At 64.6% G+C, this 14,482-nt stretch carries 14 protein-coding genes; 4 read left to right on the top strand and 10 right to left on the bottom strand.

What is annotated here, in order from left to right; all coding sequences use genetic code 11:
- Positions 1–7: 7 nt before the first annotated feature.
- From dxs to yrfG, 3 genes are read right to left on the bottom strand one after another with little or no spacing between them, the layout of a single operon-like run.
- Positions 8–1,954 (bottom strand): 1-deoxy-D-xylulose-5-phosphate synthase, encoded by a 1,947-nt coding sequence (dxs, locus tag EGJ68_RS16395; protein WP_123035632.1) that lies wholly within the window; start codon positions 1,952–1,954, stop codon positions 8–10.
- A 60-nt stretch (positions 1,955–2,014) separates the two neighbouring features.
- Positions 2,015–2,410, bottom strand: a complete 396-nt coding sequence (locus EGJ68_RS16390) for an RNA-binding S4 domain-containing protein (protein ID WP_123035631.1) — start codon at positions 2,408–2,410, stop codon at positions 2,015–2,017.
- Positions 2,407–3,084 carry a GMP/IMP nucleotidase gene (gene yrfG / locus EGJ68_RS16385; protein WP_123035630.1) on the bottom strand — a complete coding sequence of 226 codons (678 nt, stop codon included), beginning with the start codon at positions 3,082–3,084 and terminating at the stop codon, positions 2,407–2,409. The genes EGJ68_RS16390 and yrfG overlap by 4 nt, the downstream gene beginning before the upstream one ends.
- A 188-nt stretch (positions 3,085–3,272) precedes the next feature.
- Here yrfG and cysQ point away from each other — a divergent pair, with 188 nt between their 5' ends.
- From cysQ to EGJ68_RS16370, 3 genes are all read left to right on the top strand, one after another.
- Positions 3,273–4,142: a 3'(2'),5'-bisphosphate nucleotidase CysQ gene (gene cysQ, locus EGJ68_RS16380; protein ID WP_123035629.1), complete on the top strand. Its 870-nt coding sequence runs from the start codon at positions 3,273–3,275 to the stop codon at positions 4,140–4,142.
- Between the two features lie 133 nt (positions 4,143–4,275).
- A complete protein-coding gene (locus tag EGJ68_RS16375) occupies positions 4,276–4,530 on the top strand; it encodes a YdcH family protein (protein ID WP_123035628.1) in 255 nt (84 codons plus the stop codon).
- 32 nt (positions 4,531–4,562) lie between these two features.
- Positions 4,563–5,510, top strand: coding sequence for an MBL fold metallo-hydrolase (locus EGJ68_RS16370; protein WP_123035627.1), 948 nt, complete (start codon positions 4,563–4,565; stop codon positions 5,508–5,510).
- 75 nt (positions 5,511–5,585) lie between these two features.
- Here the strand turns inward: EGJ68_RS16370 and EGJ68_RS16365 are convergent, their stop codons facing one another.
- Both EGJ68_RS16365 and EGJ68_RS16360 read right to left on the bottom strand, forming a co-directional pair.
- Positions 5,586–6,095: a methylated-DNA--[protein]-cysteine S-methyltransferase gene (locus EGJ68_RS16365; RefSeq protein WP_123035626.1), complete on the bottom strand. Its 510-nt coding sequence runs from the start codon at positions 6,093–6,095 to the stop codon at positions 5,586–5,588.
- 75 nt (positions 6,096–6,170) lie between these two features.
- Positions 6,171–7,655, bottom strand: a complete 1,485-nt coding sequence (locus EGJ68_RS16360) for an AlkA N-terminal domain-containing protein (RefSeq protein ID WP_123035625.1) — start codon at positions 7,653–7,655, stop codon at positions 6,171–6,173.
- A 120-nt stretch (positions 7,656–7,775) separates the two neighbouring features.
- Here EGJ68_RS16360 and EGJ68_RS16355 point away from each other — a divergent pair, with 120 nt between their 5' ends.
- Positions 7,776–8,243, top strand: coding sequence for a hypothetical protein (locus EGJ68_RS16355; protein WP_123035624.1), 468 nt, complete (start codon positions 7,776–7,778; stop codon positions 8,241–8,243).
- Between the two features lie 48 nt (positions 8,244–8,291).
- Here EGJ68_RS16355 and EGJ68_RS16350 read toward each other — a convergent pair whose 3' ends face one another.
- The 5 genes from EGJ68_RS16350 to EGJ68_RS16330 all read right to left on the bottom strand — a co-directional run bounded on the left by EGJ68_RS16350 (position 8,292) and on the right by EGJ68_RS16330 (position 14,476).
- Positions 8,292–8,642: a hypothetical protein gene (locus EGJ68_RS16350; protein WP_123035623.1), complete on the bottom strand. Its 351-nt coding sequence runs from the start codon at positions 8,640–8,642 to the stop codon at positions 8,292–8,294.
- Between the two features lie 75 nt (positions 8,643–8,717).
- Positions 8,718–9,623, bottom strand: a complete 906-nt coding sequence (locus tag EGJ68_RS16345) for a hydroxymethylglutaryl-CoA lyase (RefSeq protein ID WP_123035622.1) — start codon at positions 9,621–9,623, stop codon at positions 8,718–8,720.
- On the bottom strand, positions 9,620–11,626 hold the full coding sequence (locus EGJ68_RS16340) for an acetyl/propionyl/methylcrotonyl-CoA carboxylase subunit alpha (RefSeq protein ID WP_123035621.1): 2,007 nt from the start codon (positions 11,624–11,626) through the stop codon (positions 9,620–9,622). The genes EGJ68_RS16345 and EGJ68_RS16340 overlap by 4 nt, the downstream gene beginning before the upstream one ends.
- A 2-nt stretch (positions 11,627–11,628) precedes the next feature.
- Complete coding sequence (locus EGJ68_RS16335; protein ID WP_123035620.1) at positions 11,629–12,417, bottom strand: enoyl-CoA hydratase/isomerase family protein; 789 nt, start codon at positions 12,415–12,417, stop codon at positions 11,629–11,631.
- Between the two features lie 451 nt (positions 12,418–12,868).
- Positions 12,869–14,476, bottom strand: coding sequence for a carboxyl transferase domain-containing protein (locus tag EGJ68_RS16330; RefSeq protein WP_123035619.1), 1,608 nt, complete (start codon positions 14,474–14,476; stop codon positions 12,869–12,871).
- Positions 14,477–14,482: the final 6 nt, after the last annotated feature.

Genomic DNA, 14,482 nt, shown 5'->3' with positions numbered 1-14,482 from the left:
CACGCCATCACCCCACCACCGGCACAGCACCCGCCCGAACTTCGGCCCGCACCAGTGCCGCATCTCCCAGTCGCTCAGTAATTGCCGCGGCAATCCCCGTCACATCCAGCCCCGCTGCCGCATACTGCTCCGCCTGGCTGCCGTGTTCCACAAATTCATCGGGAATACCCAGGTGCAAGCAGGGCGTATCCAGCTGATTGGCAGACAACACCTCATGCACCCCACTGCCCGCACCACCTGCAATGGCGTTGTCTTCCACCGTTACCAGCAAGTCGTGCTTGCCGGCAAGCGCCAGCACCAGGGCTTCATCCAGGGGCTTCACCCAGCGCATGTCGACCACGGTGGCGTTCAGTGCCTCTCCGGCCTCCAGTGCAGCAGGCAACACGGTGCCAAAGGCGAGAATGGCTGCGCGCTGGCCTTCACGCACGGTCACGGCCTTGCCGATGGGCAGTTCGCTCATCGCTTCACTGATCAGCGCGCCTTTGCCGGTGCCACGCGGGTAGCGCACGGCAGCGGGCCCCGCATGTTGATAGGCCGTGTAGAGCATCTGCCGACACTCGTTTTCGTCTGAGGGCGCACCAATAACCATGTTCGGTATGCAGCGCAGGTAGCTCAGGTCGAATGCCCCGTGGTGAGTGGGCCCGTCCTGGCCCACCAGGCCGGCGCGGTCGATGGCGAAGGTGACGTCCAGGTTCTGAATAGCCACATCGTGAATGAGCTGGTCGTAGGCGCGCTGCAGGAAGGTGGAGTAGATCGCCACCACGGGTTTCAGGCCATCGCAGGCCATGCCTGCGGCGAGGGTCACGGCATGTTGCTCGGCAATGGCGACATCGTGATAGCGCTCTGGGAAGCGCCGGGCAAATTCGACCATGCCGGAGCCTTCGCACATGGCGGGCGTGATGCCGGCGAGTTTCGGGTCCTGCTCGGCCATGTCGCACAGCCAGCGCCCGAACACATCCTGGAACTTGGGTTTGCGCGGTGCGGCAGGGGGGGCGGGCAGGTTCGCCTGCGGCCCCTTGGGCACGGCTTCGATCTTGTTGATGGCGTGGTAGCCCACCGGGTCTTTTTCCGCCGGCGCGAAACCTTTGCCTTTCATGGTGCGAATGTGCAGGAACTGGGGGCCTTCCAGGTCCTTCATGTTCTCCAGGGTTTGCAGCAGTTGCGGCAGGTCGTGTCCGTCCAGCGGGCCAATGTAGTGCCAGCCCAGCTCTTCGAACAGGGTGCCGGGGGCGACCATGCCCTTCATATGCTCTTCGGTGCGCTTGGCCAGGTCCCAGGCGGGCTTGATGCGTTTGAGGATCTTCTTGGAGCCTTCGCGCAGGCTGATGTAGGTCTTGCTGGCCCAGATCTTGGCGAAGTAGGTGGCCAGGCCACCGGTGTTGTGGCCGATGGACATCTGGTTGTCGTTGAGTACCACCAGCATGTTGGGGCGCACGTGGCCGGCGTGAGCCAGCGCTTCAATGGCCATGCCCCCGGTAATGGCGCCATCGCCGATAACCGCCACCACATGCCGGTCAATGCCTTGCTGCCGGGCGGCCAGTGCCATGCCTATGGCGGCGGAGATGCTGGTGGATGAGTGCCCCACGCCGAAGGTGTCGTAATCGCTCTCGCTGCGCTTGGGGAAGCCCGCGAGGCCACCGGCCTGGCGGATGCTGCGCATGGCTTGCATGCGTCCGGTGAGGATCTTGTGGGGGTAGGTCTGGTGGCCCACGTCCCACACAATGCGATCCTGTGGTGTGTTGTACACGGTGTGCAGCGCCACGGTGAGCTCGACAACGCCCAGCCCGGCGCCAAAATGGCCGCCGCTCTGGCCTACGCTGTACAGCAGGTAGGCGCGCAGTTCCTCGCAAAGCTGTTCCAGCTCTGCCTCACCCAGCGCCCGCAGGGGCTTGCCCTGGTCAACGGCGCTGAGCAGGGGCGTATTCGGCAGTGTGACGGGAATATCGCGTAACATGGGCGGATTTTAGCGCATTCGGGGAGGAATGCGATGATTTCCGTGTGGTAGCACTGCGCCTTAATCTTCCCCGGGCAGTTCCTTGAAGCGGTGGATCTGTCGACGTTGTTTCTTGGTGGGACGATGCAGCGGCCGCTCAATCATGCCGCCGGCGGCTTTTCGTGCAGCGGCGTCGCTTTCCCGGCGCTCAATACTGGATGCGGTTTCTTCATATAATAACTGTGCGTCGGGCGCGCCGCGGCGTTGGTCGGACAGTGCCAATACGATCACTTCGCGCAGGTCGTAGCCCTGACGTATTACCAGCCGGTCACCCTCTGCAATTTCCTTGGACACCTTGATGCGCTGGCCGTCCAGCTGCACCTTGCCCCCCTCAATGGCGGCCTTGGCCAGGCTGCGGGTTTTGAAGAAGCGCGCAGCCCACAGCCATTTGTCGATGCGAAGTTTGTGCTCGCTCACGGTGCAGTGCCCATGAGCGCGGCCTCGGGCATGATTTCATCAAAGTGGTGAATGCCGGGAAAGCGGGTGTCGAGGCGTTTCTGCAGCTGGCTGTCCGGCTGCAGCAGGGTGAGCAGGTGCGCAATCCCGTAGTCATGCGCGGACTGCAGCACGCTCTCGGTGTCATCAATCAGCAGGGTGCGCGCCGGGTCGAAGGGGTGCAGGGCTTGCAGGGCATGCCAGAAAGCCTGGTCTTCCTTGGGTGCGGCGAGGTCGTGCGACACCACCAGGCGGTCGAACCATGGGGTGATGTCCACCTGGGCCATTTTGATCTCCAGCGTCTTGCGGTGAGCGTTGGTGACCAGCACCACCTCGCGCGGGCCGGCGTGCAGGCGCTGCAGGAATTCCAGCGCATGGGGCCGCAGTTTGATCATGTGCCGCAGCTCCTGCTTGAGCGCCGGTACGTCCATCTCCAGCTGGGCGCTCCAGTAGTCCAGTGAGTACCAGTCCAGAGTGCCCTGGCGTCCGTCGAAACGCCCGTGCAGCGCCGTGGTGGCTTCCGCTGCCGCGATGCCGTGTTTCTCCGCATACAGGCGCGGCAGGTGGTCCAGCCAGAAGTAGTTGTCGAAATGCAGGTCCAGCAGGGTGCCGTCCATGTCCAGCAGAACCGTATCAATACTGTCCCAGGTGATCATGCGCGTGACTCAGCGTTGCGTTGGGGCGCACTAGTATGCCGTGTTTTGGGGCCAGCCGCATGCGGGTGGCCGATGTTGCCGGCGTCGGTCGCCGACACCCACATTGCTGAGCAGGGGCTTCCCACTGCACCGCGGGACGTCGTGGCCCACAGTGTTACAATTGCCCGATTATTGCCCAGGTAGCTACCGTGCCCGATTTGACCGCGCTTGTTCCACCCCTGCTGCAACTCTGCCTGAAGGCAGGGCAGGTGATTTGTGACCACTACCATGCGCCGGGTGACAGCGGGCTGCGTGCCAAAACCGATAATTCCCCGCTCACGCATGCGGACATGGACTCCCACGCCTGTCTGCGCGATGGCCTGGCGGCGCTCACACCGCAGCTGCCGTTATTGTCCGAGGAATCATCGCCCGCGCAGAAGGCGCAGCGCCACGCCTGGACCCGGTTCTGGATGGTGGACCCGCTGGATGGCACCAAGGAATTTATCGCCGGTACCGGGGAGTTCACGATCAACATCGCGCTTATCGACCAGCACCGTCCGGTGTTGGGTGTGCTCTACATTCCCCTGCAGAGAGTGGCCTGTGTCGGTGTGCCGGGTGCGCTCTCCGCGCGCTTCATAGCCGATGCAAACGGTCAGTGGCAGCAAGGGCCACTGCGTACCCGGGCGCTGCCCGGTGCGCAGGAGGGCGTTACGGTATTGGCCAGCCGGCGTCACCGCAATGCGGCCCTGGATGCCTGCCTGGCGTGGCTGGAGGCGCACTGTGGCCCGTTGCAGCGTGAGAACAGTGGCAGTGCACTCAAGTTCTGTCAGCTGGCGGAGGGCCGCGGTGATGTTTACCCGCGCTTTTCACCGTGCAGCGAATGGGACGTGGCCGCCGGCCAGGCGGTAGTGGAGGCCGCAGGCGGCAGTGTGCTGGGCCTCGACGGCCAACCTCTGCGCTATAACTGTCGTGACTCGCTGCTCAGCCCGCACTTTCTCGCGGTGGGGGAGGCGCACAATGCGCTTTGGCCCGAGCTGCTTGCCGACCAGCGGCAATCGCGTGGTGGTGTTTCGACATGAGTGCGGCTGTTATCAAGGCGGCTGTGGTCGGCGCCAATACAAAACCGTCTTGCATGGCGCTTGTGCGGGTAAACCCGTAAGGTATAGAGTTGAACACGATTCGGACACTGCCCGTACAGGAGGCAGCCCAACCATGAACGAGCCACCGCGCAGCCCATTTGGACGCGGCCAAGACGCACCTGACGCCGCTAATGAAGAGCCAACACCCGCCATGCGGCTGATGGAGCTGATGGCACGCCATCGTGCGCTGGACGAAAAAATTGATGAACTCTATGAATTTCCCTACAAGAACCAGATCCTGCTGCAGCGCCTGAAAAAAGAAAAGCTGCGCCTGAAGGATACGATCGAGCATTTGAAAGATGATCTCATTCCCGATCTCAACGCGTAGGGCTCTCACCGCAACCGCAAGGAGGTAGCTCCATGTCCTCACTGACCACGCACTGTGCACATTACCTGCCCTTGGCGCCGCGCGCTCTAGGCCCCGCCGCGCTGCTCTGTTTGGCAATGGCATTGCCCCTCGCGGCGCCGGCTGGCGCTGACAACCACGGTGAGCTTCCCGAGGTCACCACCACGGCACTCACCGGCACGCTCCATCTGTTGCAGGGGCGCGGCGGCAACGTGGTCGCCTCGGTGGGTGAAGATGGTCTGCTGATCATCGATGATGATTACCAGAACATGGTGCCCGCCTATGAAGCGGCGCTGGTTGACCTGGCCGGTGCGGATGCCAACCCGAGCTTCGTGCTCAACACCCACTGGCACTCCGACCACACGGGCGGCAATCTGTTCTGGGCGGACCGGGGCGCGGTCGTCGTCGCCCACACCCGCGTGCGCGAGCGCATGGCCACGCGGCAGGACATGCCGGCCATGAACCGGGTGGTGGAGCCCAGCCCCAAGGGTGCGTTGCCGGTGGTGACGTTCGGTGATTCCCTGGCCCTGCACTTCAATAACGACGACCTCGATGTGCAGCACTATGCCGCCGGTCACACTGATGGCGATAGCGTGGTGTATTTCACGGCGGAAAACCTGGTGCACATGGGAGACCTGTACTTCAAGGACCGCTTCCCGTTTGTCGATATCGCTTCCGGCGGCACCGTGTCAGGCTACATCGCCGCGGTGCAGGCCGTGCTGGAGCGAGTGGACGGCAGCACGGTCATTGTGCCCGGACACGGCAGTGTGGCCAGCAAAGCGGACCTTGAACGCTATCTCGATATGCTGCAGCTCACGTCCACCTACGTGTCCGACAAGCTGGAGGCGGGCGAATCCGTGGAGGCCATTACCGAGGCCGGTCTCGGTGAAGTGTGGGCAAGCTGGGGCACGGGGTTTATCGATGAGCCCACGTGGATCAGCTTTATTGCCAACAGTCCATGAGCCTTCAGCTGCAGAGCGAGCCTTCAGCGGCCGTAGCGAGCCTTCAGCGTCTTTGAGGAGCCACCCGCGCGAATCTCAGGTGCTTTTGCCGGAGGTTGGCGCCACGCCTTCCTCCGTCAAGCTCCCCTCCAGTTCCAGCAACAACACTTTTGCGGCCAGCCCGCCGGCAAACCCGGTCAGGCTGCCGTTCGCGCCAATCACGCGGTGACAGGGCACGACAATGGGTAGGGGATTGCGCCCGTTCGCTGCCCCGACAGCGCGCACAGCTCGCGGGTTGTGCAGGGCGCAGGCGATGTCGCGGTAACTGCGCAGTTCGCCCCACGGAATGGCGCGCAGTGCCCGCCAAACGGCCTGCTGAAACGGCGTGCCCCGCGCATCCAGTGGCACGTCAAACGCCCGCCGCGATCCCGCAAAATACTCTGCCAGTTGGGCGCTGGCCAACGCCAGCACGGCGTTGGTCTCGCGCTCCTCCGCTGCAGCTTCGTGCTGTCCCGGGAAGTGGATGGCGGTCAGTGCCGAGTCGTTCGCGACCAGCTGTAACGTTCCCAGGGGACTTTCGACCAAGCGGGTGACGGTGGTAGTCATGTCCAGTCTCCTCGGCGCGCGCGGCCGTGGTTGTGACGTGAGGGTGGCGTTGCGCAACGTTGGCTGCGGTCGGGCTTATGCATCGAGACTGCGCCACAGCAGGTTGGCGGCGTAGGCCCGCCAGGGGCGCCAGTGTTCGCTGGCGGGCTGCAGTGCTTCTGTGGCTTCAGGGAGCGCCTCCCAGGCGCGCATGAGGCCGAGATCCCGGGGGGGAAACGCATCGGGTTGGCCTTCACCCCGCATCGCGATCATGGCGACGGTCCAGGGGCCAATGCCAGGCTCAGCCAGCAACGCTTCAGCCCCTGGGTCTTCGCCGCTGGCGAGTCGGCTGCAGACCCGGCGCAGGGTGTCGCGCCGGCGCTTGGGCATGGGAAAGTGGCTGTTATCCAGCGCCGCAACCGCTACAGCGGCGGGAAAGGCCGGAGGGTGTCCGGGGCGCTGTGTGGCGTCGGCCAGGCGTGAGCAGACGCCGCGAGCGGCGGCAACACTCACCTGCTGGCCCACAATGGCGCGCAGGGTGGCTTCCTCCGCACTCCAGTACACCGGAGAGCGTATGCCGGGGAAGCGCTCCAGCAGGGTTGCCAGTGCCGGGTCCTGCCGCAGGCTCGCAGCGATCACCTCGGGGTTGGCATCCAGGTCGAACATTCGCCGTACGCGCTGCACCACGGGGGTCATGTCTGCCAAGTCGGGCAGGTGCAACTCCAGCTCGATGGCGTGCCGCGCGGGCGCATGGCGTACACTTATTGTGCCGCTGTGCGCACGCACCTGGATCTGCCTGCGGTACACGCCGTTCTCCACGGACTCAACGCCATTCACCGCGTGGCGCTGGAAAAAGTCCAGAACACCAGCCCAGTCGTAAGGGGGGCGATAGCGCAGCAGCAAGCGAATGCCCGGTTCGGGAGAAGCCGTGACTTGCCCTCGACGCATGGCACCCGGTGTTTTGCCAAAACTGCCTTGAAAGGCGCTGTTACAGCGACGCACGCTGCCAAAGCCGGCGGCATAAGCGATATCCGTTATTGGCAGTGCGGTTTCCTGCAACAGCTGGCGGGCAAAGAGCAGGCGCTGGTTTTGCGCGACGGCGTTAGGCGAAACGCCCAGCTCGCGCTGAAACAATTTGCGCAGATAGCGCTCACCCACGCCGAGGCGCGTGCACAGTGTGGCGAGCGACCCCTGGTTCAGGGCGCCCTCGCGAATCAGGCGCAGCGCACGCTGTACGGTAACCGGACTGCCCTGCCACGCAGCGCTCCCCGGTGCCGCCTCAGGACGGCAGCGCAGGCAGGGCCGGAAGCCGGCAGCGGCCGCCTGGCTGGCTTCGCGGAAGTACACCACATTGTGTTCGGCGGCCGCGCGGGCCGGGCAAATCGGGCGGCAGTAAATGCCTGTGCTGCGCACGCCAAGGAAGAACTCGCCGTCGAAGCGCAGGTCGCGCGAGAGCCGGGCCCGGCGGCAGGTTTCCGGGTCCAGGGCGGTGTGCAAGGGCGCACCGACGTCGGCCACGGCACTGTTTGGCGAGCACTGGCTCAGGTCTGGTGTGATGCGCTTGGATGATGACGTCTGCATGCACGCACTCTAGCCTGCCCCAGCAGCGCTGACTAGCCAGAAACGGCCCTGGCCGCATTGGATGTACCCTTGCGCCGCAGCAGCTGGCAGACTTTGCCGTTACTGCGATGGAGAGCTATGATGGGAACATTGGCATTCGACTCGCTCCAGTACGCCCGCCGCCTGCGCGCGGCCGGCGTGCCCGAGCAGCAGGCAGAGGCGCAGGCGGAACTCATGGCCGAAGCATTCGGTTTCTATGCGGACAACATCGTCACCCGGGACTACCTGGATGCAACGCTGCGCGCCGCGTTTGCGGAGCAGGAAACGCGCATTGAAGTGCGTCTCGCGGAGCAGGATGCCCGTCTTGAGAAGCGATTCGCGGATCAGGATGCCCGTCTTGAGAAGCGCTTCGCGGATCAGGATGCCCGTCTTGAGAAGCGCTTCGCGGATCATGAGGTGGCTCTTGGGGTGCGCCTTGGTGAGCAGGAGGTGCGCTTCACCCGGGGCTTCGGTGAGCTCAAAGCGCAATCGCGTTTGTTGATGCTGATGATCAGCGGCACCTGGCTACTGGTCGGCTATCCGCTGCTGCAAAACGCGTTGGCAGGTTAGCAGCGGCCCGTCCCGGCGCGGACCTCACGTTGCGAGCGCCGCGGTTTTTCAGACACTTGGCAGCTTGCGCACCGACCACAGCACGTGCAGGCAGAGCATGGCCACGATGGCATCGCCCGCGATGCGCAGCTGTTGTAGCGAAGACCAGGCGGCCAGTGGCAGGTCCGGGCCAAGCAGCAGTGCACTGCTGCAGCAGGTGGCCACGGCGACAAACAGCGCGAAACGGGAACGACCAAAGAGGCCAAGCGCTATTAACAGGTAAATGCTGCCCACCAGCGCGGTGAGCAGCACGTCCTCACTCAAGCGGTTGCGCCACAGGGAAGCCACCTGCAATACACCGCTGACGGTGACAATGCTGGCGGCAAGTTGACGCTGCAGAGCAATGGATGACACGGGCATGAAGCGTTCCGGCGCGGTTTGCGCTGCAGGTTATCATGCACCGTGTGGTGCCGGGAATGTGTCAGCGGGTGAGTATCAGTCCGCCGAGGCAAGCAGCGCGTTGGCGGCGCGGGAGCCGTTGCGCCGTCCCAGCGCCTCCGAGATGCGCGCGCCCGCGCTCACCAGCGCGTCGAGGTCGATGCCGGTGTGTATGCCCAGGCCATTGAGCATGTACACCACATCCTCCGTGGCAACGTTGCCGGTGGCGCCGCGCGCATAGGGGCAGCCACCCAGCCCCGCAACAGACGCATCGACAGTGGCAATGCCGTTTTGCAGGCCCACCAGAATATTCGCCAGCGCTTGCCCGTAGGTGTCGTGGCAGTGCAGGGCGAGTTGCTGCGCGGGTATGTGCGGCAGCAATGCGTCCAGCAGGCGTTGGGTACTGCCGGCGGTTCCCGTGCCGATGGTGTCGCCGAGCGACACCTCGTAGCAGCCCAGGTCAAGCAGCGCACGCGCCACATCCAGTACGCCCTGCGGCGCAATCTCGCCCTCGTAGGGGCAGCCGAGTACACAGGAGATGTAGCCGCGCACGCGCACGCCTGCCGCTTCGGCACGTGCCATCACTGGCTCGAAACGTTGCAGACTCTCGGCGACGCCACAGTTGATGTTCTTGCGCGAAAACGCCTCCGAGGCAGCCGCGAACACGGCCACCTCGTCCGCGCCGGCGTCCAGTGCCCGCTCCAGGCCTTGCAGGTTGGGGGTCAACGCCGTGTAGCGAACGCCAGCGCGCCGCTGCAAGCCACGGAAGACCTCGGCGCTGTCCGCCATCTGCGGAATCCATTTGGGGTTGACGAAACTGCCGCTCTCAATGAGGGTCAGGCCTGCTGCGGCGAGGTCGTCAATGAGGCGCAGTTTGGTTGCCAGGGAGATGCTGGCGGACTCATTCTGCAGCCCGTCGCGTGGGCCCATCTCGACCAGGGTGACCGACGTGGGCAGGTTCATGCGTCGACCTCCTCGCTCGGGGTAAAGGCCAGTAGCGGGGCGCCGCCGTCCACCAGGTCGCCCGCGGCGAAGTAGAACTGGCTTACCGTACCCGCGCCCGGTGCCCGCACCGTGTGCTCCATTTTCATGGCCTCCATGATCATCAGCGGCGTGCCGGCTGCAACCTCGGTACCCGCTTCAATCAACAGGCTGACCACTGTGCCGTTCATGGGGGCATTGAGGCCACCCGCGGCCGTATGTTCGGAAGCCTCACCCGTGTCAGGGGGCAGCTCGCGGAAATGGCAGGCACCGTCGGCCAGGTAGAGGGTAAAGCCATCCGCGGTACGGGCCAGTGTGGCGCGTCGCCGGTGGCCGTCTTGTTCGAATACCAGCGCGTCCCCCTGCAGGGCACCGCGCAGCTGGCTACGCTCGCCGTCGATATCAATGCAGAACCCGCCGCCGGGCAGTTGTTCCAACGTGGCGTGCACGTCGCGCTGATGACAGTGCAGCAACAGGTGATGCACGTGGGGCTCATTGAGACGCCAGGCCGTGCCGCTGGCCCATGGCGACCACGGGTCGAGGCAGCTGCGCGGCGCGGCCTCACGCTGACGCTGCAGGAACAGGGCGAATGCGGCCATGGGCAGATCGCGTTGCAGGTCGAGCTGCCGTTGGCGGAAAATCAGCGACTGATGACGTTCGATGAACCCGGTATCCAGTTCCGCCTGCTGAAAGGGTGCGGCCGTGGCCAGGTTATACAGAAAATCGAGGTTGGTTACCGTACCGCCAATCCGGTAATCCCGCAGAGCAGCGGCCAGGCGCTGCAGAGCACGCTCGCGCGACTCGTCCCAGACAATAAGCTTGGCGATCATGGGGTCATAGTGGACGCTGATCTCGTCCCCCTGTTGCACACCGGTGTCCACCCGCACATGTGCCGACTCCTCGGGCGCCTGCAGATAGGCGAGGGTGCCGGTAACGGGCAGGAAGTCGTTGTCCGGGTCTTCGGCGTAGACGCGCGCCTCGAAGGCGTGGCCGCGCAAGCTGAGTTCCTCTTGTTGCAGCGGCAGCACCTCACCAGCCGCCACGCGTAGCTGCCACTCCACCAGGTCCTGCCCGGTGATCATTTCCGTCACCGGGTGTTCAACCTGCAGGCGCGTATTCATCTCCATGAAATAAAAACTGCCGTCTTCATCCAGCAGGAATTCCACTGTGCCCGCACCGCGGTAGTCGATGGCGCGGGCCGCCTGCACCGCCGTGTCGCCCATGGCGGCGCGCAGGGCCGGCGTCATGCCCGGTGCGGGCGCCTCTTCAATGACCTTCTGGTGGCGGCGCTGCACCGAACAGTCGCGTTCCGCGAGGTAGATCGCGTTGCCGTGGTTGTCGCAGAACACCTGTACTTCCACATGGCGGGGTTTGGTCAGGTACTTCTCCACCAGCATGGTGGCATCGCCAAAACTCGCGCTCGCCTCCCGTTGGGCGGCGGCGAGGGCGGCATCGAATTCCTCCCCCGACCACACCTGGCGCATGCCCTTGCCGCCGCCGCCGGCGGTCGCCTTGAGCAATACCGGGTAGCCCATGCGCTCCGCCTCCCGGCGCAGCAGCGCCGGGTCCTGATCGGCGTCGTGATAGCCTGGCACCAGGGGCACGCCGGCCTCGCCCATGATGTGCTTGGCGGCGGACTTGGACCCCATGGCCTCGATAGCGCCGGTGGGCGGGCCCACGAACACCAGCCCCTGCTCCGCGCAGGCGCTCGCGAAAGCGGCGTTTTCCGACAGGAAGCCATAACCCGGGTGGATGGCCTGCGCTCCTGTGCCCAGCGCCGCGGCGATGAGGCGTTCCGCCACCAGATAGCTCTCCCGTGCGGGTGCCGGGCCAATATGCACCGCTTCATCTGCCATGCGCACGTGCAGCGCATTGCGGTCTGCATCCGAGTACACGGCAACGGTGGCGATACCCATACGGCGCGCCGTGTGCATGATGCGGCAGGCAATCTCTCCGCGGTTGGCGATCAATAGCTTGTTGAACATGGCTATCTCTCCTGCCAGTTGGGTGTGCGTTTCTCGAGGAAGGCGCTGAGGCCTTCCTGGCCTTCGCGGGAGACCCGAATATGGGCAATCCGCGCGCAGGTATCCTCCACCAGTTCGGTCGTTAGCGGCTCTCCGGCAACGTTGGCGATCAGGTCCTTGGCGGCGCTCACGGCTTCCGGGCCGTTGGCCAGCAGAGCACTCACCAGCATGTCCACATCGGCATCCAGTGACTCCTCATCGGCCACTTCGCTGATCAGGCCGAGCTCCAGTGCCCGGTGAGCATCGAAGCGCTCCCCAGTCAGAAAATAGCGTCGTGCCGCGCGCTCGCCAATCGCGCGCAATACATAGGGACTGATCGTCGCGGGCACCAGGCCGATCTTCACCTCCGAGAGCGCGAAACTCGCCCCGCGTGTGGCAACGGCCATATCACAACAGCTCACCAGCCCCACGGCACCGCCCAGCGCAGCACCCTGAATGCGGGCGATGGTGGGCTGGGGCAGTTCATAGAGTGCGCGCAGCATGCCTGCCAGCATCTCGGCATCGTGCAGGTTGTGGCCATAATCGTAGGTGGCCATGCGTTTCATGTAGTCCAGATCGGCGCCGGCTGAAAAGTGCTTGCCATCGGAGCGCAGGACGACGACGCGTATATCGTCGCGCTCGCGCAGTTGATCGAAGGCGAGCCGCAGGGCGCTGATCATGGCGTCGTCAAAGGCGTTGTGCTTGGCCGGGTTGTTGAGGGTGACAGTCGCAACGCCGCGGTGGTCGGTGGTGGTGAGGACGGTGGTGGTCATTGGTTGACGTTCCTTGCAGCGTGTTTGTGGGCGCGATTGGTGGTCGTAGGCTCGGGTGGTGCTGGCAGCGAGGGGGTGGGGCCGGAGCAGCGGGACCCGCCGCGAGTGCGTCCCTGTAGGCTCGGCGGCGGCCATCCATGGCCGCCGACGGTCCCGCAGCTCCGGCCCCACCCCCACACTGCCTCGACTGCCCCACGTTGTAGGCAACCCAGTAACAGTCCAGGGATTTCTTCTGTCCGGTAAGCGGCGCTCAAACAGTCCAAATTCACTGCCTCATTCAGGGCGGGGTGGCGGGGAGGCGCTGGCCGGAACGTTGGCGGCCATGGATGGCCGCCATCGAGCGCACACGGACGTGCTCGTAGCGTTTCCGGCCAGCGCCTCCCCGCCACCCCGGCCGCAAACGAAGCTCCCACAGCCCAGCCCCCAATCACACTGGCGCCCAATACCCCGCTCACATCCGGAACACCCCAAAGCGCGTCTCCTCAACCGGCGCATTCAGCGCCGCCGAAATCGCCAAACCCAGCACCGTCCGCGTGTCCGCAGGATCAATCACCCCGTCGTCCCACAGCCGCGCCGACGCGTAGTATGGGTGCCCCTGCTTCTCATACAGGTCCAGAATCGGCTGTTTGAACGCGCGCTCCTCGTCAGCCGTCATCGCCTTGCCCTCACGCGCCAACTGGTCCTGCTTCACCGTGGCCAGAACCCCCGCGGCCTGCTCACCGCCCATCACCGAAATACGTGCGTTGGGCCACATGAAAAGGAAGCGCGGCTCGTAGGCACGGCCACACATGGCGTAGTTGCCCGCGCCAAAAGAACCACCAATCATCACCGTGAACTTCGGTACATTGGCGCAGGCCACGGCGTGCACCATTTTTGCGCCGTGGCGGGCGATGCCGCCGGCCTCATACTGCTTGCCCACCATGAAGCCTGTGATGTTCTGCAAGAACACCAGCGGGATCTTGCGTTGCGCACAGAGCTCGACGAAATGCGCGCCCTTCACTGCGGATTCGCCAAACAGAATGCCGTTGTTGGCGACGATGCCCACCGGGTAGCCGTGGATGCGGGCAAACCCGCAGACCAGGGTTTCGCCGTAAAGCGCCTTGAACTCGTCGAATTCGGAGCCGTCGACCACACGCAGGATGACCTCGCGCACATCGTAGGGTTGCCGGCTGTCCGCGGGTATCACCCCGTAGACTTCCCGTGTGTCGTATAACGGTTCCTCGGGTTCACGCAGGTCCAGGTTCACCGGCTTGACGCGGTTGAGGCGGGCCACCGCGCGGCGCATCAGCTCCAGGGCGTGGTGGTCGTTGTTCGCGTAGTGGTCGGTAACGCCCGAGGTGCGGCAATGTACATCCGCGCCGCCGAGCTCTTCTGCTGTCACCACTTCGCCGGTGGCCGCTTTTACCAGCGGTGGGCCGCCGAGGAAAATGGTGCCCTGATTCTTGACGATGATGGACTCGTCGGCCATGGCGGGCAGGTAGGCACCACCGGCAGTGCAGGAACCGAGCACCGCGGCGATCTGTGCAATACCCTTGGCAGACATGCGAGCCTGATTGTAGAAGGCGTGGCCGAAATGCTCCCGGTCCGGGAATACTTCGTCCTGCAGGGGCAGAAATGCGCCGCCGGAATCCACCAGATACAGGCAGGGCAGGTGGTTTTCTTCCGCGATGGTCTGTGCGCGGCCCTGTTTTTTCACGGTGAGCGGATAGTACGTGCCGCCTTTTACCGTGGCGTCGTTGACGAAAATCATGCACTCCTGGCCGGCAACCTGGCCAATCCCGGTGATGATGCCGGCGCCGGGGACCGGGTCGTCGTAGACATCGAGGGCGGCCAGTTGTGACAGCTCCAGGAAGGGCGACCCGGGGTCCAGCAGTGCCTGCAGGCGCTGTCGGGGCAGCAGCTTGCCGCGCTCAAGGTGGCGCTCCTGCGCTTTCTTGCCGCCGCCTTCGCGCAGGGCCGCCACCCGCTCGCGCAGGTCATCGACCTGGGTCTGCATGTGGTCGCTGTTGGCCTGGAACGTTTCGTCGCGCGGGTTCAGGCGGGATTGCAGCACGGTCATGGGAGC

The sequence above is a fragment of the Haliea alexandrii genome (genome assembly GCF_003719295.1).
GTDB lineage: Bacteria > Pseudomonadota > Gammaproteobacteria > Pseudomonadales > Halieaceae > Haliea > Haliea alexandrii.
The sequence above is the reverse complement of the archived record's forward strand: the minus strand, read 5'-3'. Positions and strand labels throughout refer to the sequence as shown.